Origin of the sequence: Desulfoluna spongiiphila, from assembly GCF_900101345.1 — a bacterium.
Classification (GTDB): domain Bacteria; phylum Desulfobacterota; class Desulfobacteria; order Desulfobacterales; family Desulfolunaceae; genus Desulfoluna; species Desulfoluna spongiiphila.
This window is the reverse complement of sequence record NZ_FMUX01000004.1, coordinates 12,560-31,583: the sequence shown is the minus strand read 5'-3', so window position 1 is coordinate 31,583 and position 19,024 is coordinate 12,560. Positions and strand designations below refer to the sequence as shown.

Annotated in this window: 13 protein-coding genes and 2 riboswitches; of the genes, 9 read left to right on the top strand and 4 right to left on the bottom strand. The window is 57.5% G+C overall.

Translation table 11 applies throughout. From position 1 onward, the window contains the following. Window positions 1–4: 4 nt before the first annotated feature. From eutH to BLQ12_RS07020, 4 genes are all read right to left on the bottom strand, one after another. Window positions 5–1,207 (bottom strand): ethanolamine utilization protein EutH, encoded by a 1,203-nt coding sequence (gene eutH, locus BLQ12_RS07035; RefSeq protein WP_092209693.1) that lies wholly within the window; start codon window positions 1,205–1,207, stop codon window positions 5–7. Between the two features lie 673 nt (window positions 1,208–1,880). Next, window positions 1,881–3,380 carry a sigma-54-dependent transcriptional regulator gene (locus BLQ12_RS07030; RefSeq protein ID WP_092209691.1) on the bottom strand — a complete coding sequence of 500 codons (1,500 nt, stop codon included), beginning with the start codon at window positions 3,378–3,380 and terminating at the stop codon, window positions 1,881–1,883. Between the two features lie 57 nt (window positions 3,381–3,437). Continuing rightward, window positions 3,438–6,020 carry a PAS domain S-box protein gene (locus BLQ12_RS07025; RefSeq protein ID WP_175469564.1) on the bottom strand — a complete coding sequence of 861 codons (2,583 nt, stop codon included), beginning with the start codon at window positions 6,018–6,020 and terminating at the stop codon, window positions 3,438–3,440. Beyond that, window positions 6,017–7,171 (bottom strand): ABC transporter substrate-binding protein, encoded by a 1,155-nt coding sequence (locus BLQ12_RS07020; protein WP_175469563.1) that lies wholly within the window; start codon window positions 7,169–7,171, stop codon window positions 6,017–6,019. Before BLQ12_RS07020 ends, BLQ12_RS07025 begins: the two co-directional genes overlap by 4 nt. Before the next feature lie 866 nt (window positions 7,172–8,037). Here BLQ12_RS07020 and BLQ12_RS07015 point away from each other — a divergent pair. From BLQ12_RS07015 to BLQ12_RS06975, 9 genes are all read left to right on the top strand, one after another. Next, window positions 8,038–8,586 (top strand): hypothetical protein, encoded by a 549-nt coding sequence (locus tag BLQ12_RS07015; protein WP_092209685.1) that lies wholly within the window; start codon window positions 8,038–8,040, stop codon window positions 8,584–8,586. A gap of 866 nt (window positions 8,587–9,452) precedes the next feature. Further along, window positions 9,453–9,539, top strand: a riboswitch (cyclic di-GMP riboswitch). 41 nt (window positions 9,540–9,580) lie between these two features. Beyond that, complete coding sequence (locus tag BLQ12_RS07010) at window positions 9,581–10,447, top strand: DUF6160 family protein (RefSeq protein ID WP_092209683.1); 867 nt, start codon at window positions 9,581–9,583, stop codon at window positions 10,445–10,447. An 86-nt stretch (window positions 10,448–10,533) separates the two neighbouring features. Beyond that, window positions 10,534–10,637: riboswitch (cyclic di-GMP riboswitch) on the top strand. A gap of 33 nt (window positions 10,638–10,670) precedes the next feature. Next, window positions 10,671–11,654, top strand: coding sequence for a DUF6160 family protein (locus BLQ12_RS07005; protein ID WP_139163886.1), 984 nt, complete (start codon window positions 10,671–10,673; stop codon window positions 11,652–11,654). A 107-nt stretch (window positions 11,655–11,761) separates the two neighbouring features. Then, complete coding sequence (locus tag BLQ12_RS07000) at window positions 11,762–12,493, top strand: hypothetical protein (protein WP_092209679.1); 732 nt, start codon at window positions 11,762–11,764, stop codon at window positions 12,491–12,493. A gap of 295 nt (window positions 12,494–12,788) precedes the next feature. After that, window positions 12,789–13,535: a C39 family peptidase gene (locus BLQ12_RS06995; RefSeq protein WP_092209677.1), complete on the top strand. Its 747-nt coding sequence runs from the start codon at window positions 12,789–12,791 to the stop codon at window positions 13,533–13,535. Window positions 13,536–13,608: 73 nt separating this feature from the next. After that, window positions 13,609–14,664 (top strand): coiled-coil domain-containing protein, encoded by a 1,056-nt coding sequence (locus BLQ12_RS06990; RefSeq protein ID WP_092209675.1) that lies wholly within the window; start codon window positions 13,609–13,611, stop codon window positions 14,662–14,664. Window positions 14,665–14,742: 78 nt separating this feature from the next. Then, on the top strand, window positions 14,743–16,560 hold the full coding sequence (locus BLQ12_RS06985) for an OmpP1/FadL family transporter (protein ID WP_092209673.1): 1,818 nt from the start codon (window positions 14,743–14,745) through the stop codon (window positions 16,558–16,560). After that, a complete protein-coding gene (locus BLQ12_RS06980) occupies window positions 16,520–18,115 on the top strand; it encodes a PD40 domain-containing protein (RefSeq protein ID WP_175469562.1) in 1,596 nt (531 codons plus the stop codon). Before BLQ12_RS06985 ends, BLQ12_RS06980 begins: the two co-directional genes overlap by 41 nt. A gap of 83 nt (window positions 18,116–18,198) precedes the next feature. Next, window positions 18,199–19,002: a hypothetical protein gene (locus BLQ12_RS06975; protein WP_139163884.1), complete on the top strand. Its 804-nt coding sequence runs from the start codon at window positions 18,199–18,201 to the stop codon at window positions 19,000–19,002. Window positions 19,003–19,024 lie beyond the last annotated feature (22 nt).

Sequence of the window (19,024 nt, the reverse complement as noted above, 5' to 3'; positions counted from 1 at the left end):
GGTTTTACTCTTCCTCCTGCTCCTGCTCGATTTTCACGGCAGCGGGAACGGACAGGATATAGGCCAGACAGAAACCTGCAATGCCCCCCGCCAGCTTACCGCTCATGACGGGCAGAATCATGTTGGGCTGGAAGTTGGCGGTAAAGGCGAGGTGATCCCCGAACATAAAGGCGGCGCAGACGGAAAAAGCGATGCATAGAACCTTGTCCTTGGCCCGCATGTCGGCGATGAGGCGGAACATGGCCAGGATGTTGGCGGCGGCGGCCAGAATGCCTGCGGCCCCTTCGCTCCTGAGGCCGATCTTTGCACCCACGGCGTCCATGGGACCGGCCAGGTACTGCTTAATAAGGTAGACCATGGGAAAGGCGCCGCAGAGCATGATGCCGATGTACCCGGCGATCTCAAGGGCCCGGAACTGATCAGCCTCATCGGCGATGATGGGGTCAAAGCCCCAGCCGCCCAGAAGGGTAGAAAAGACACCGGTAAAGTACTCCACCACGGAGAAGACCAGGACCAGGGTCAGGCCGATGCTCATGGCCCTGCCAAAGACCAGAAACCCTTTGATCATGGCCTTGGGGGCAAGCTTCAAGCCGATGGCAAGGGCCACACAGAAAATGGTCAGGGGCAGCAGGTTGGCGAAGATGGTGCCGAAGCTTAAGGAAAGAACATAAACGGACTCGGCGTTGGCCGAGATCACGCCCCGCACGGCAAGATCCGTCACGGAGAGGATGGCGCTGCTCACAAAGACCCCCACGGGAATACTCAGGATCCCCGCCATCACGCCCAGGGCCATGTACTTGTGGTCTTTCTTCTGCAGCATGGTCAAGCCCACAGGAATGGAAAAAACGATGGTGGCGCCGGACATGTAACCCACCACCATGGCCATGATCCAGCTCTCTTTGGTCTGGGCAAGGACATCCGCCAGCTGATACCCCCCCATGTCCACGGCGATGAAGGTGGTGGCGGCAATGGCCGGATCCGCACCGATGGCAGAAAAGAGGGGACCAAAAACGGTTTTTACAAAGGCGGAAATGTAGGGGGTGGCCGCCATGATCCCGGCCACCGGGACAAAGATGGGGCCGATGCTGTTGAGGCCCTCGATGAACTCCCGGCCCAGGCCGCTCTCGTCGTCCCTGATGTAGGCAAAGGCGCCAAGAACAGCGCACCCCATGATAATGTAAATGATAATCGTACCGATGCTACCCATAAGGCAATTCTCCTGATCTGTGGTGTCACTCCATCATGACGGTTCGTCAGGGCTGAGAAAAAAGGATGAAGCCACCCTGCGGCCTTTACAGTGAAGAAGCCCGCGCTGTAAGCTGATCCGTTTGGTTTTTCCCCGCGCCCTTAGATGCTTCCGGTGGCTCCCCGGTCTCCTTCCGGGGCCGGTGCAGACATGGCCCGGGTCAAACCGGCCCCATTGCCGGTCAATCCGAGCGGAAGGCACCCCTTCCCTGCACGCGATCGCCACCCATGCCTGTGGCCCTGCAACGCATCCATCCCATTGCAGGTACACCCTTTCCTTAATCAAAATGCATACCAACCGCGGGCAAATGATTTTTCAGCCAAAGTTACAAGGAGTTAAAACCGAAGAGACTATTTTGGTGGGATATCAAAAAACCGCCCGTCCAGCAGGGAAAGGGATGTATCCACTTTTCGTGAACGCTTGTGCAGGGGGGATGGAGAGAGAGAGGGGCTAAATTTTTACCTGATTTGAAAGAGCGGGTTTCACAAACAGGCCTTCAAAAAACTGTTTGAATGAACTTCACCTTAAAGGCGGATGTGCTTTGACCCGAGGGACGAGGGGCAAAGCACATCCGCAACCTGCTTTCAAGGTGGCTCACCTTGCCGCCGGAGGCTGTTTTTTTTGCGTTTTATTCTTACTCCTTCACGCCCCAGCCCATGCGATCCACGCTGTGCTTTTTAAGAAGGGTGTAAAGACGGGTGCGGCCAAGGCCTGAAATGGCACAGGCCTCTTTGATGGCACCCCGGGTGGCCTTCATCAGCTCCTGGAGGTATTTTTTTTCTGCCCGATTGAGAACGGCCTCACGGTACACTTTGAAGGTGGCCAGGGAAGATGCCGACGTGCCGTCCCCTTCGATGGCATCCCCGGGGACAGGCGCCAATCCCGCAGGAATTTCAAAAACCGGGGCATCCGACACAGAGCCCGGTACCCCGGCCGTGTCGCGCACCACCGGGGCAACCGCCGAGCGGGCCATGGTGATACGGATCCGTTCGGGCAGATGCTTGGAGAAGAGCTCCGGCTCGTAGTAGGCGTCGCTGATGGAAGATTCAAGGATGTTCACCAGTTCACGCACGTTCCCCGGCCAGTGGTAGCTGCCTAAAGTCGCGATAAAATCCTGGGAGACGAGTTTTGGCTTGATGCCCAGGGTCGCATACACTTTGGCGCTGAGCTGTTTCACCAGGCCGGGCAGGTCTTGAAGGCGCTCGCGCAGCGGCGGAAGGGTAAGGGAGACGGCATTGAGTCGGTAGAGCAGGTCTTCCCGGAACCCCCCTTTGTCCACCATTTCGGAGAGATTCCGGTTGGTGGCGGCCACCAGCCTGAAGTCGCTCTCCACCTCTTTTTTGCTTCCCACGGGACGGTAGCGCCGCTCCTGAAGGACCCGCAGAAAGGCCTTCTGAAGGTTGAGGTTCATCTCCCCCACCTCGTCTAAGAACAGAGTGCCCCCGTTGGCAAGGCCCACCAGCCCTTCGGTGGCCTTGTCCGCTCCGGTAAAGGAACCCTTTTCATGACCGAACAGGGCGCTCTCCACCAGGGTCTCGGGCAGGGCCGCGCAGTCCACCACCACAAACCGGTGGCGGGAGCGGCTGCTGTTGGCATGAATGGCCCGGGCAAAGAGCTCTTTGCCCGTCCCGGTCTCCCCGGTGATCAGCACATTGGAGAGGCTCTGGGACGCCTTGGCCACGGTATCGAGACACTCCTGAATCTGGTAACTTCCCCCGACGATTCCCGCACGCTTGAGGTTTCGGGTGGGCCGGTTTGCGCTGCGGATGTTGTCCCGGTACTGGAGCACCCGGTTCAGGGGCTGGATGATCTTTTTGGGGGACAGGGGCTTCTGGATGTAGTCCCAGGCCCCGTTTCGAATGGCCCGCTCCGCACCGTCGGAATCCCCCATGCCGGTCATGACGATGATCTCAGGGGGGAAATCGATCTCCAGGATGTCCTTCATCACCTCAAGACCGTTGCCGTCGGGCATGCGCACATCCAGGAAGATCACGTCAAAGCCCCCGGTGAGGGCCAGCCGCAACCCCTCGGCCAGGGTCTGCGCGTAGGCAGCCTCGTGGTCCACATGGTGGACAAGGTCGCACAGCATGGTGCACATCTGCAGGTCATCATCAATAATCAATACATTGGACATCTCTTTCCCCTCTGGTATGTGGTCCCGACATCGCCTCCTGACCAGAGGCCCCTCTCATCATGCCACCGGCTCACGGTGCAGCACGCGGGTGACCAGATCGGCCAGCTGACGCGCCCCGATGGGTTTTTTCATAAAACTCCGTATCCCCGCAGCCCGGGCCTCCTCCTCCAGCTGCGATGAACTGAACCCTGTGCAGAGCACCACGGGCAGCTCCGGCCTCACGGCCATGACCTCCAGGGCAAGGTCAAACCCCGTCATCTCGGGCATGGTCTGGTCGGTGATGACCAGGTCAAAGGCGGACGGATCCTGCATAAATCGCCTGCGGGCATGGATGCTGGAGGTTTCTGCCACCACATCGTACCCGAGGTGGGACAAAATCTCCGAGCTGAAGCTCACCAGCTCCTCTTCGTCGTCCACAAAAAGAATCTTCCCCCGGCCCCGGCTGACGGCCACACGGGCCTCCTCTGCCGCCGCGTCCCCGGCTTCTGAACCGGCGGGTATCAAGATATGAAAGGCAGTTCCCTCCCCCGGTGTTGAACGCACCGTGACGGCACCGTTAAAGTGCTTCACGATGCCGTGCACCACGGCAAGGCCCATGCCGGTGCCGTCCCCTGTCTGTTTGGTGGTGAAAAAGGGGTCGAAAATACGATCCATGAGTTCCGGCTCGATGCCCGGCCCCGTATCAATCACCGAGAGCTGCACATGGGGGCCGGGAAGCACCCCCGAGAGTTCCCACGCCTGGTCCGCATCCACATCCACCTCGCAGAGGGACACGGTCAATGTCCCTCCCCTGTCCTGCATGGCATACGATGCGTTGGTGCACAGATTCATCAGCACCTGGTGCATCTGGGTGGCGTTTGCCATCACCGCATCATTGGGGCAGTCCACCCTCTCTTCAATGCGAATCGTCGATGGAATGGAGGCCCGCAGAAATTTAAGGCTCTCTTTGACAATGGGCCCAAGGGCAAGCAGGCTCTTCTCCTGTTCGCCGTGACGGCTGAAGGTGAGGATCTGGTCCACAAGTTCCCGGGCCCGGTATGCCCCTTTCAGGATATGCTCGATGCGCACGGCCACCCGGTCGTTTCCTTCCACGTCAAACATCTCGACCATCTCGGCATACCCGATGATACCCCCCAGAATATTGTTAAAATCATGGGCAATGCCCCCGGCCAGCGTGCCGATGGCCTCCATCTTCTGGGATTGCTGCAGCTTGGTTTCAAGGGTCTTCTGCTCGGTGAGGTCCCGCTCGTTGACCACCACACCGCTGACGGCACCTGCCGAGTCAAAGCTGGGGTAGAAGGTAAAATCCACAAAACGAAGCCCCCGCTTCGGAAACCGCACCCAGGCCCTGTGGCGAACGTTTTTTCCCAAAAGGCACGCCTCAAGATACGGCTTTACGTGCTCTGCAAAGAGGGAATCGCCCAGCACCTCGGCAACGGGGCGGTTGATAAGTTCGGCCCGATCCCGACGGGTGGCCTGGAGGTAGGCCTTGTTCACTGCCTGCATGGAGAGGGCTCCGTCCACCAGCCACATGCAGTCACTGGATGCCGCCACCATCTGCTCATACTTCCGCAGCTCATCTTCCGAGTGCTTGCGCCGGGTGATGTCCCGGGCAATGCCCATGGCCCCCATGGGGGTGCCGTCGAAATCCTTCTGGATGGTGATGTTGAGCTCCATGTAAATGAGGGTGCCGTCTGCCTTGGTGAGCCGTATCTCATGCAGGTTGGTCCTGCCCTCAAAAAACCCCTGCTTCAACCGGTGAAAATCATCCGGCCCGTACCCCGAGGCCAGGAGCTCGAAAAAGGGCTTGCCCAGGAAATCGGCCACCTGAAAGCCGGTCCATTTCTCAAAGTTCTGGTTCATATAAACCAGACAACCATCCAGATTAGTTCGAAAAATAATATCCGTTGTCCCTTCCACCAGGTTTCGGTATTTGGTTTCGCTCTCACGGATCTTGCTGTCCCGCAAGGCCACCTGTTCCACCATGGTGTTGAACTCATAGGCGATGACCGAGAGTTCGTTGTTTTTCCTCAACCTCACCCGTCGGGAATAATCCCCGGCGGAGATCCGGTGAAAGGCTTTTTCCATCACCCCCAGGGGTTTTAAAATCTGACGGTTGAGGAGAATCCACGTGGTGCCCAGCACCGCAAAGAGGGCCGAAAACATGATGGCAAGGTCCGAAAAGATCATCTGCTGGGTCAGCATCCAGACATCGCTGTTGGTAAAGGTCATGACAATGCGGCCGATGTTCTTGCCGTTGTGGCTCACCGTGCGTTCCAGCTCCCAGCGAATGCGTGCCGTTGCCAGGGAGTCTCCGGCGCGGTCTTTCACCACCAGGGTTTTCCCCTGCTCGTCAAAGACCTCCACGTGGACCAGGCTGCGGTCGTTGGCCAGAATCTCGGCAAAGGTCCGGATAAAGGCCACGTCGTAATGCCAGAGGGGCTGCTCCAGGGTCTTTACTGCCCTTTCCATGGTGCTCCCCGCGTTTTTTTCAAGCATGCGGGTGTTTCGCGAATAAACCATGTAGCAGTCGATAATCGTCACGATAATGCAGGTGACCCCCAGAACCATAAAAAACGCATAGATAAAATCGGACCTCAGGGAGGTCTGTTTGCCGAGGTCGCTGTGCACCGGCTTCATCGCCCCTCCCCGGCCCGTTCGGACGGTCTCGTCTTCATGGCTTCGCTCCATAGAAATTTAAAGGCGTTGCGATCCCGCGTTTCGAGAATCTGCCAGGGGATCCTGTTTTTCAGTAAAAGTCTCAAGGTGTCTCCGGACGCCGTATCCGGCAGGGAGGCCACATACTCGGAGAGTCCTTTGCGGGTCACAGGGTAGGTCCCCAGCTCCATGGCAATGGACCGGGTCTGGACCTCATCGGTGAGCAGGTGGTTGATCCACTCTTCGGCAATGCGTCGCAACAGGGGCTTCTCCTTTAAGGTGTGGCTGATGAGCATGGCATCCACCCACCAGGTGGTCCCCTCTTCCGGCACAGCAATGCGCCAGCCTTCAAAGGCGCCGTCCGCCGAAGGGAATATGCACCGCCAGGTGGTGGACAGGGCCAGCCCCTGGTAATTTTCAGGTTTGTCAAACCCCTGCCAGAACGTGGCGGACTCTGCGGCAAGGTAGCCGACCCTCTTCTCCAGCGCCCCCCCCTTGATGGCATCAAAGCGGAAAATATCAGGCCTTCGGTACCCCAGGGCCAGGGCGGAGATGTAGACGTTCAGCTCGTAGTAATCCTTGTGAACCATGAATTTCCCCTGCCAGGCGGGGTCCCAGAACACGCGCCAGCTGGTGGGTTCTTCCCGCACAAGGGCGGTGTTGTACGCAAGGGCGTAAGGCCCCTGCACCACGGGAACGGCGTAGACGTCCCCCCCTTCCATGGCCCAGGGCTGCCTGAAAAGTTCCGGTACGAGATGTGCGTAATTGGGAATGTTTTCCAGCCGGATGGGCAGGGTCAAACCGTTGGTGGTCAGGTTGTAGCGAAAATCCTTGGGCAGGTTGTGGGCGGGCGAGATGAGATCCACCTTGTCGTTTCGGAGGGCATCGAAAAAATCATCGGGATTGGACGCGTAGGTGATGGCAAAGGCAAGATCCACTCCGTAGGTTTTTCGGACTCTTTTGATAAAGGAGTCCCGAACCTTTTGCGGAGCGTATCCGTCCCAGATGAGAAGCCGCAGGGTCATCGGCTTCGGAGCCTCCCCGCGGTCCCGGGCCACGGCCCCGGATTGTGCCCACATCACCAACAACATGACGGCCCCCACCGTCGTCACCCACCTCTTCATACCATCCATTCCCCGTCTCCCCAGAACCCTGCCCGATGGTTTCCGTCCGGCATCACCAGGCGGAGCCATGGGGTCGTCACTCCATTGACCGACAGCCGGCTCGGTCTGTTCGCCGTTGCCTCCCTCACTGGATACACGGCCTGACCTGCCCCGACTTCAAAGCAATAAACCTGCCGAACCCCCTTGGAACCGGCACGGCACGTTAAACCCTTTTCAAAACGTCGTTTTTTTAACCCCATGGGCACAACACATGTTCCCCACGGAAGAACCACTATCCACTATTTGTGAACATTCTGCCAGCCCAACGGGACATTTCTTCGGTTTTCGTCACCCCATCCAAAACAGACATGAAGTAAACAAAAAGGAGGGCTGACGCACCCCCGGGACCCGTTAAATACCACGGCCCGTACCCCACAGCCGCAGGATAACCCCCTTGATTTGGAGCACAATAAAATTTGACATAACCCCATCCGCATGGGATATGTAATGAATACGTCGACACATGCTTGCCTGTCATCCAAAGCTCAAAGCCCGGCGGGTACCGCCTACGATACAAATCGATTTTTCTAAAACAGAAGGTAACGATTCAGATTGCCTCCGGCGGGTCGCTTTTTTGAAAAAAAGCTCCGCAATAAACGTTTCTAATGTGAAAAAGTGGAAATTATTTCGGCGGAGCCTGGAAAGGCTTGCTTAAGACCTGTTTGTCAAACCCGGTTTTATAAATCAGGCTAAAAGTTTGGCCCCCGGCAGGGCCGCCGGAGGCTTGTTTGAGCTGAATAGTTACAACAAAAGAAAGAAACACACTGTCTGTGCGTGGCCTGCACTGCCTTGGGCTTGTCCACCCTTTACATTCGGTTCTTTTCAGGGAGACTTACATGCTGAAGACATCGCTTCGTTCTTGTGCCATCGTGATCGCGCTCACCCTCTGGCCCGTTGCCTCCATGGCCTTTACTCCCATGTCCGCAGATGCACTCAAGGCAACCACGGGCCAGGCCCTTGAGCCCTCCGGGACAACCAGCACCGAGGCATTGCTTCAGACGTATTATTCACTCTTCGACAGTTGGGATTACGGCCTTTCGGAATCCACGTACGGAGAGGATGAGGCCTTTACCAACGGAGGGGAGACCGGTGAACTCGGAATCCTGAACTGGGCGTATCGCGCGTTGAACCCAACCCCTGAAACGGCTCCCTCCCTCTTCGACAGAATAAGGACATTCAATGGCCGGGGTGCTGACGCAAACGATCAAATCCCCCTCGTGATCATGGACATTCCCCGGCTTATCATCATCGCCCCCAAAACCTCCTACGCCATTATGTTCAGCTCAACGGACGGCAAAGACGACGACAAGGATTTCCTCACCGTCACGCGAGAAGCCTCCCTCATGGCTCTTCAAGGCGGGGCCATCGAAGTGGCGGCGCGCTGACAGACATCCCCCGTTTGCTTCCCCACTATGGTATCCCTTCATCCCCTGCGATGCCCGATCCTAAAAAAGCGAATTCAGGACTCGGGCAATCCAGGCTCCCGCCCACCTGGCGCCCTTTTCCCCATACCCCACCGGATATACCGTTGGGGAAAAGGCTCATCTCAAGTCCAACCCAACCATAATTCCTATTTTTATCGAACTATTAGACCCCAGCGCAATCATTTTAACTGATCCCATGAAATGCAGTGGTTTACCATACGTATAAAATTAACTTATTTTTATTTTACACCCATAAAAAAACAGTCCTCCCGCACCACCTCATACCCCATCCCCCCGCCACCATCAAAATCTCCATAGCGCTTATTTTCAGGTAGTTATCCATGGAGCACTTCAGTAGCCACAAATGGTTAACCAGCCAACTATTCTCCCAAGCATCCAGAATAGTGGACAAAAACACACTTCCACCATTTTGAAATTATTTTCCCCTTTATTATCAAGGGATTAAAAACAAATCCCCACACCTTATTCAAAATAAAATTTGACACGAAATATCATGCATGGCATATGAAAAACAAATCATACCCATTCTATCGCTGTTCTAATAATGAAACAGAGTTCACACAATGATGCAACCCGCAAGACCCAGGCATCATGCCGTTTTCAAGCATTCTAAACCAAAGAGGTGCATGTGACGGCCGCGTTAACAAAACAACCCCAGGATGTGAACATACTTGCCCACAGCTCTGCTTTTCCTGTGGGAACGACTCCCCCCAAAATAGACATGCAATGCCGTCGTAAACGTTGGTTTTAAACACTCTGTGTTTTGCAATTTCATACAGGTTGTACCCAGGCATACCACACCACAGCCACCGTAAAGCCAAACCCGGAGTAATCCGGCGACGGAAAGCCACGAGTCCGTATTCCTAAAAAGTACGGATCGTCGGGCCGCCTCTGGCACCATTCATTCACTTATTTATTTTGGAGGTAATTGTAGATGAAGAAATCAGTTCTTTCCCTTATCGTTGGTGCTGCCATCACCATCGCCCCCATGACGGCCTCTGCCCTTTCTCCCATGTCCACAGACAGCCTCAAGGATGCCACCGGTCAGGCCGGCGTCAGCATCGCCCTTGACAACATCGTGCTGTATCAGTCTGTTGGTGAAACCACCTACACCGATACCGACGGTTACTACGACATGGACGCGGCCAACGGCATGGGCGGCAACGCTGAAGGCGCTGCGGCTTCTGTGGTCATCGGCAACAAAGAAAAAATGGTCACCATTTACGCCATCCTCGACGACACCGATCGCGGCGGCAAGCTCGCCAGATCTTACGGTTCAGCGTCCCTTCTGAACAACGGTGAGGCCATCGGCGACATCGGCATTGACCAGGGCGATATCCGTCCCCTGAACATTGACGTTGCCTCCCGCACCCAGGTGCTCTCCGCCGGTATGATGTTCAACGCCTCCGGTATTGCCGTGGCCGGTCAGGATGCTGCCGTTGCCGCATCCACAGCTGACATTACCACTGCCGTACAGGCTGATTTCGTCGCATCCGGTGCTGCCGATTACGCCACCTGGGCCGCTGAAGAAGTCTCACCCGGCGTCACCAATTACGATGCCTCCGTTGCAGCCTTTGCCGCCGGTGGCGGAAACACCGCAGCCATTGCTTACGCAGGCACCCAGGTCGCCGGTGTTGTCATCGGCCTTCCCACCGTTGAAATCTGCACCACGGCTGATTCCTACGACGTAGGCATCGCATCCTCCGGCGCCCACAATGACGGCGCCAAGTTCATCCACATCTCCAAGGGCCAGTCCGTTATGGCTATCCTCGGCGGAACCGTTGAGATCGCCGCTCACTAACAGCCGGGCACGTCTCACGAACCGCTTCGTATGACGCTTGATGCGGGCCCCTTTCATCCGGAAGGGGCTCGCTATTTAAGCACCACGCCAGACAAAGCCAAACCCGGAGTAATCCGGGGACGGAAAGCTTCGAGTCCGCAACCGGTAAAGGCGACAAACACATCGAGCTGCGGATGGTCGGGTTGCCACAGTGTCTGAGGATATCACGCACATGAGAAAGCCCTTGGGACCAATCGGCACGCTCCTCTGCCGTTGTTTGTCGTACCTGGCTGGGAGCCCGGCACGCACTGGAATACGCGGCCTTTCGCTTCTGGTGGCGCTCCTTGCCCTCCCCTGCGTCGCGTCCGGCATGGAGGCCCTTTCCGAGCACCAGATGAAAGGGACCACAGCCCAGGCCGGCATCAGCATCGCCATGGACGACGTGACCTTCTACCACCACGTCGACGCCTTCCGGCTCACCGACCCCGACGACCCTTCCGGCTACATGGAATTCCAAGACATTGAATCCCTGACCACCATTGATGTGGGCACCTCGGATGTGAACGGCGACAACACCATCGGCTGCATCACCCTGGATCTGTTCACCGTCTCCGATGCCACCAGCCCCATCAACGGCAAGCCCCTGCTTTACCTGGTGGGGGCAGATATCGATTACAACAAGGACCTCACCATCGGGGCCATCAATGTCTGCGGCACCGACATCGGCTCGGCAGCCGTCGACAATTACGCCATGCCGTCGTTTCACCTCTACCTCGGCGCCCACGACTGCGGGGTCGATCTGGAGTTCGGGGCTCGGATCACCATGGACCAGTTCTCTTACGGCACCAGCCCCGACGATACCCTGACCCTCTCCGGTATCACCCTGGCCGGATCCTTTACGGACAACCCGGCTGACACCCCTTCCGATCCATCCACCTGGCAGGCAGGCGGCGAATTTGTCCTGGGAGACATCGCCTCAGGAAATCCCCTGACCATCGACGTGGCAACGGACACCACCGCATCCTGGGCCGACGACGCCGACGGCAACCCCATCCCCAACCCGCGACTCGGAAGCGGTTTCATCGCCATCAACATGCCCATGGAGGGATCGCTGCGCATAGAAAACATGGGCTTCGGAACCAACGATTTCGGGGCTCTGGCCCTGGACAACATCCAGGCCCACAAACTCTACATCGAAATCCCCGGGCGGGGACTTGGGGTACCATGAATTAGGTCATAGGTCATAGGTCATAGGTCATAGGTCATAGGAAATGAAATTACGAAGTAGTGAAATACGAAAGGAAACAATAAACCACAGGCAAACGGGACCACCCCATGCTGAAACCGACTCATCACATAGCCTTGGCGGGCGCTTTTTCAGCAGGCCGCACACCGGCTTTCCGGTTCTGTGTCTTGGCCTTTGTGTTCCTTTGGTTCTGCCTTGGGGCTGTCCCTGCCTTTGCCAAGTTGAAACCCCTTGCCCCTTCGGAGATGAAAGAGGCCACGGCCCAGCAGGGTTTCACCCAGTTTGTCATGGACAACAACACCGCGCGGATGTTTCTCGATATCCATATCGAAACGTACACCACCGTGAATGCTTTTTCCGCCGGTTACTACGAAAAAAACGGCACCACCGGCTGGGACCAGCAGTGGTCCCAGGTCTCCATCGGCAACTCAACAAGCGACGACATGGACATCGACGGCCTAGTGTTCATGGCTGATTTTGACGGCACAACCAATGACCTCCAGCGCGTGGTCATCGGAAGCAACCGGCTGCAAGGAGACCTGACGGCCACCTTCAACAGCTACTCCGGCACCTACAACAACGCCCTTGTGGGAGGAAGCTGGGAAGCCATGGACACCAGCCGGTCCCTTGTGACGGAGCCGTCAACCCCGGGGGATCCTACTCCTTCGACGACCTTTGCCTTTAACTCCGAAGGCTACGCCGACAAAGACATGGGCCTCTACTTTATCATCAACATGGAAGGCCCCCAGCAGGGGATTCAGGTGGTGGCGGGGTTTGACGAACAGTCCCTGACGCCGGGACAGTGGTGGGACAAGCCATAAAAGGGCTAAGGGCTAAGGGCTAAGGGCTAAGGGCTAAGGGCTAAGGCACGGTAGAGAAACCCACCGACCCTGTCAAGAAAGAGCACCATAAAGACACCCTGCGTTTTTACCCAAGAAGTGGTCAGGCCTGTCTCGGAATGTCGGCCACACGGCACCTGAACGACATCGGTAGCGAAGGGGTGTCGGCTGCTACGCAACTTTGTTTTAGCTACAAAACTGATGTTCACTGCAGACCTTACAACGCACACAACCGCATGGCACGGTCTGCACCGCAACGAAAAAAAGGAATTCATTCATGCACGCTGCCCTGGGTATCATCCTCTGCATCTGTTTTTTCGCCGGGTTCCATCCCCAAAAGGACCTCCCGGAAGGCGAGCTGAACCTAGCGGTGGGAAACGAGCACCAGTTCAGGGTTCGCCAGGAGGTCTCCCCCCTTTCGGAATCTCTTTTCGAAAACATCGTCAAGCAGGAACACGATTACAGCTGCGGGTCCGCCGCCCTCGGCACCCTCCTCAATTATTGCCTGGGAGAAAACCTCTCGGAAACCCAGATCATCAACGGGCTCATGAAGTTCGGAGACATGGAGCAGATCAAGCGGCTCCGGGCCTTCTCCCTCTGGGACATGCAGCAGTTCGTCAGTGCCCTGGGCTATGAATCCGGCGGCTTCAACGCCGAACTCGAAGACATCAGGGACGCCGATAACTGGCCCTGCATCGTCCCCCTGGAACTCTTCGGATACCGCCACTTTGTCGTCCTCAAAGGGGTGCACAAGGACCACGTCCTCGTGGCGGACCCCTGGCGCGGCAACGGCAGCTACACCATCAGCCAGTTCACGGACATGTGGTACAAGAGCATCCTTTTCAAAATCTTCCCGGACAGAGGGTGCGCGGTCTCCGGCCTGCGCCTTAAACCGGAAGACATGCGATTCATTGATCAGGACATGCAAAAAAGCCTCATATTCGATCTGGAAACGCCCTTTGATATCCCCAAAGAACTCGAAACGGATTTTTATGTCGGACCGTCACAGCGTTACAAGCCGTGACGAACACACCCCAGACCTGGTCGGCCCTGTGCCCAGGGCCCCATTGATTTTGCCACTGACGAAGGAGATTCTATTGACGAGGCGCTTACACATACTCCCCCTCCTGGTTTTCGCGGTGCTCTTCTCTTCCGTCGCCCTGTGCGACGAGTCCCAAGAGGTGCAGCAGCTCAAAGAGAAGCTGCAGGTCCTTGAAGAGAGATTGTCCCAGATGGAGAAAGAAAACGATATTCGAAAGGAACTCCAGACCACGGAGGAAGAGAAAAAAGGGTCCACGGAAGACGTCCTCTCCGCAGCGGGCAGGGCCTACACCCTGATGAGGGAAGGGGCGTTGGGGCTGGAGTACAGCTTCAGGTACACCGGCTACACCTACGACGCCATCGTCGAGGCCTCAAGGGTTGAGCACAACGCCATGCACAGCATCACAAACGCCGTTCTCGTGGAATACCCCCACAAAGACAACCTCACCCTGAGCATGAACGTCCCCTTTGTGTACAAAAAAAACAGCTCGAGCAGCGCCTCTGCCAAGGACGTCACCGACCTGGGGGATGTCTCCTTCAGCGCCCAGTGGCAACCGGTCAAAGCCGGGGGGGGCACCACCTCAAAGATCCTCAGCGGCTCCCTTATCGTCCCCACGGGCAGAAGCCCCTACAAAATAGACAGCGCCACAGAGATCTCCACGGGTTCAGGGGGCTACGCCGTCTCTGCCGGATTGAGCCTGAGCAAGCCCATCGACCCCCTGGTGGCCTTTGGGAGCCTCCTTTACCAGCACGGCTTCGACATCACGGGCCTCAACTACAAAACCGGGACCCAGGGCGAGGCCGGGGTCTACTTAAGCGAAGTGCAGCCGGGGGACACCTACTCCCTGAGCATGGGTATCGGTTACTCGCTCTCCTACAAGGTCTCCCTCAACTTAAGCTACCAGTACAGCTACTCCATGAAGACACACTACGACTGGGTAGGCATTGACGACACCCGGTCCGAGGCGACCATGTCGTCCACCTTCAGCGTCGGTACCGGATGGAACCTTTCACCCAGGCGATCGGTCAACGTCAAGCTCAATTTCGGCCTGACCAACAACGACCCGGATTTTTCTGTCCTGGTGAGAGTCCCCTTTGAGTTCGATCTATAGGCATCCCCCTTAAGGCGCGGAGGAATAACTGTCTTGTTATGTAACAGCAAAAAACGACCCTCACCGAAGACGGAGTTCATGATGGCAGCGCCATGGCGATGTGCCGCGTACCTGGTCTGCGTCATGGTTTTTGTCTTTGCCTCCCCTCCCCCGTCCCGGGCCGTGTTCAATGAGCAAGTGGCCACTGACGCCCTGGCCCTCTCCCTTGCCAACACCGTCACCGCCGATCCCCCCGGCATCATGTCCATCCACTACAACCCGGCCGGGCTCTCCCTCCTCCCGGAGGGGAAAACCTTCGGCAACAGCCTGGTGCTGGCCAATATCGAGCGAACCGGCCGGTTCAACTCCGATCCCGATTGGCCGGGGCTCATGAGCGGCCAGTGGGGGCCGGACCCCGACAAATGGCCGGACACCTACTCCAAGGAGACGGACCCCAACAGCGACCACGCCGGCCCCGACCCCTTAGACGGCGCCGAAGGGACCAACTCGGCCAACCAGATGTACATCCCCTTTGTCGGCCCCGTGGAGGTCCCCGTGATGCCCAGCCCCAACCTCGGCATCGCCACACGAAAGAAAAACAGCCCCTGGACCTTTGGCATTGCCAACTATGTCCCCTACGGCGCCGGGTTTGTCCACGGCGACGAGGACGACCCCTACCGGTTCAGCGCCAAGTCCGTCTACACCCAGCACCTGGTCTATGCCGCCCCGTCGGCCTCCCTGAGGCTGTCCAACACCCTGTCCGTGGGGGTCTCCGTGGGATTTGCCCAGCGTGCCATGGGGGTGGAAGTCGACCTGCGGACCCCCAACGAGCTGGTGGCCATGACCCGCGTCATCGGCGATGCCACCCAGGACCTGGAGATCCCCGTGGTCTCCGAACAGACCCTGCCCCCGCCCTGGCTGGGGGGCGGCCTGGGACCCTATGAGCATGTCCTGAGCCTGCAACTGGACGAACTGCGCGACGATTTCGTCCCCTCCTTCAACCTGGGGCTCCTCTGGCGACCCAAGGAGTGGTTCTCCTTCGGCATCTGCTACCAGAGCGAATCGGTGGCCGAGCTCACCGGAGAGTACACCTGGACCTACAGCGAGCAGTTCCAGCGCCATGTGGAGTGGAACGGGAAAACCGAGATGACCATGCAGGGTGCGGGCATGCTGGATCTCCCCTTTATCCCGGTGGAGGAGCAAACAGGCACCGTCACCTCCACCCAGACCTTCCCCATGAGGGTCCAGACCGGCATCATGGTCAAGCCCTTCAGCCGCCTCAAAATCCTGGCAGACCTCCACTGGGCCAACTGGTCCGTGGTGGAGGAGGACCGGTTCACCTTCGACCAGCGGATCCAAATCCTGCGAATCGCAAAGCTCCTGGGCTACGCCCACGGCGACAACGACTATGTCGTGGACCGGAACATGAAGGACACCTGGCACTGGAGCGCCGCCCTGGAATACCAGGCCACCGACAACCTGGCCTTTCGCCTGGGCTACGAGCGACGCCCCACCTCATTGAACGAGGACCAGATGGACGCCCTCTATTTCCTCCCCGATGCCACCCTCTACGGAGCCGGTGTGGGGCTGAAGCTCGACAAGGGGATCAAACTCAACCTGACCCTTGGCCTTCTCCTCTCCGACGAGTTGAAGCTGGCCAACAACGAAAGCACCAACCTCAACTCCACCGATTTCACCAAAATGGGCAACCACTATGCGGGCCTCGATTACGAGCAGGAAGCTGCCATCTACATGGCCGGGTTCTCCATCGAGATGCCCCTTGAGGTCCAGATGGAGCTCCTTCACCACCAGCTGGAGACCGTCAAACACCTGGTTGGGAAACTCAATCCGTTTAAAAAGAGAAAAAAGGAGACGCATGAAGAAAGTGACATACCGTCCCATGAAATTCCGGAATAAGTCGTCATGGTTCCGGGCATCTGCGTTTGTGCTGCCCATGCTCCTGCTCCTGCCCGCGGGCAATACCGCCTTCGGCACGGAGGACGGATCGTCCCCCCCCCTGCTTCAGGAAGTCAGGCTCAAAGAGACCCCCGTCTCTTTGGGAAAAGTCCCTGCCGGGGCCAAAGTCTACGGAATCCGGGTCAACCTGCCGGACGCCGATCACCTGGCCTATGCCACCAGGATCAACGATAAAATGGCGGTTCACGTTGACGGCAAAAAAGGCCCGGACGTGGAGGCCATCGCCAAAGGCACCCCGATCTTCAGCCTGCATACAGACCGCGTGGCCTATATTGTCTATGAAAACAACAAAGCCTTCACCGTTGTGGACGGAATAAAAAGCCCGGGCCTTGACGGGGCCACGGACCTCACCTTCAGCCCGGACGGAACCTCCTGGGCCTGCCGGATCCAGGAAGGGAAAAAACAGGCAGCCATGGTGGACGGCAAAATCGGGGAACGCTTCGATTTTGTGAACGGCCAGCCTCTGTTCAGCCCCGATTCGAAAAAGACAGCCATCCTGGCTGCCAACAACAAAGAATGGTTTGCCGTGGTGGGGGGCAAAAAACACGGTCCCTACGACGGCGTCAAAGAGCCCGCCTTCAGCCCGGATTCCACCCACTTTGCCTTTGCGGCCCTGAAAAAAAAACAGTGGATCCTTGTCTGCGACGGCACGGAAGGCAAGGCCTACGAAAACATCAGCGCCATCACATGGAGCCCCGATTCCAACCACCTGGCCTGTGTGGCCCAGGCCGACAACATGCTCCTCATCGTTGAGGACGGCAAGGAACACGAGCCATACCGCACCGTAAGTGCGCCCCTTTTCAGCCCCGATTCCGCCCATCTCTCCTACTCCGCACAAAAAGGGAAAAAATGGGTGGTGATCTCAGACGGCAAAGCGGGCCCGAAATTCGATGTGCTCGGCCCCACCATCTCCAATGCCGATTCGTCCAGGCTGGCATACGTCGGCATCAGGAAAAACAAACCCGTTGTGGTGGTCAATGGGAAAAAAGGGAAAAAATACGACTCCGTGGGCATGCCCGTCTTCAGCCCGGACGGCAGGCACCTGGCATACAGGGCCATGAAAAGCAACCGATGGTTCATCGTCAAAGACGGCGTCGAAGGCCAACCCTACGACGAGGTCAAGCGCCCGGAGTTCAGCCCGGACTCGTCAACCATCGCCTATGTGGCAACCCGGGGGGAAAACCGGACCATGGTGGTCAACGGCACGGAGCAGGCACCCTTTGAGGATGTCGGCCCGCCCTGCTTCAGCCCCGACGGCAACACCCTGGCCTACAAGGCACTCGTGGAGGACCGATGGGGCATCTGTGTCAACGGCACCTTAACGGAAAACAGGTACATGGGCTTTCTGAAGTCCGTGCCCATCGTCTTTGGCTCCAACACCACCCTGCACGGCATCGCCCTGAAAGAAAAACCCGGCGCCGAATTTTTCCGGCTTGAGGTGGAGATACAAAGGGCTAATGATGGACTGAAGGTGAAAGGTCAAGCAAAAATATGATGGGAATACGGCACACACGAACACTCTTGACTGCCACCCTGTTGCTTCTTTTTCTGCACGCAGCCTCGGGGCGGTGCGCACCCGTGGGAAACATCGGAGATCCGGCCCTGTGGAACGACAGGCTGTTTAAAACCCCGGGCTCCCGGACCCTGTTTATCTCAGCAGAGTACGACAGCCAGGACAACAGCCTGGACGACCAGCAACGACGCGTTCGGTGGGACGACCCCAGGTCGTCCACCGAAGAGGTAAGGCACTATGAACAGGTCCGCGCCTCAGAAAGCACCTTCACCTGCATGGGCACACGCATCGGGGCCGTGTTGACCGACGCCTGGACCCTCTATGCCCTCACCGGCGTCTGTGACACCGAGCTGACCTTCATCCACACCGACACCACCGTCAACTTCGGATTTGAAACCAGCAGTGATTTCGAGTCGGACTCAGATCTTTACTATGGCATCGGTACCACGGTGCTGTTGCACAAGGGGACCTTCAGAGGCACCGTCCCCCTTACCCTCGGCATGGATATCACATACCGCCGGTTTGACTTTGAAGACGACAGCTTAAGCGAAAACGGCACGTTTTACTCCGCCACCTTGGACGAAATTCAGCTCGCCATCGTCCTCGCAGCCGACTTCGGGCGCGTGCACCCCTATGCCGGGGCCAGGATCTCAAGCATCACCGGCAACGAGCACTACATCAATAAAACCATCCAGAGTTACTGGTACCCCCAGGGGTATATCGACTACGAAGACGACATTACCTGGACAAAAAACGTCGGCTTTGTTGTCGGTGCATCCGTGCAGCTGCCCGGAGCCATCTCCCTTACCGTTGAATCACGGCTCGGTGACGAGGAGGCCTTGGGCGTTTCAGCCACGGTGGCCTTTTAACCCATGTGTTTTCGGTCAAGAC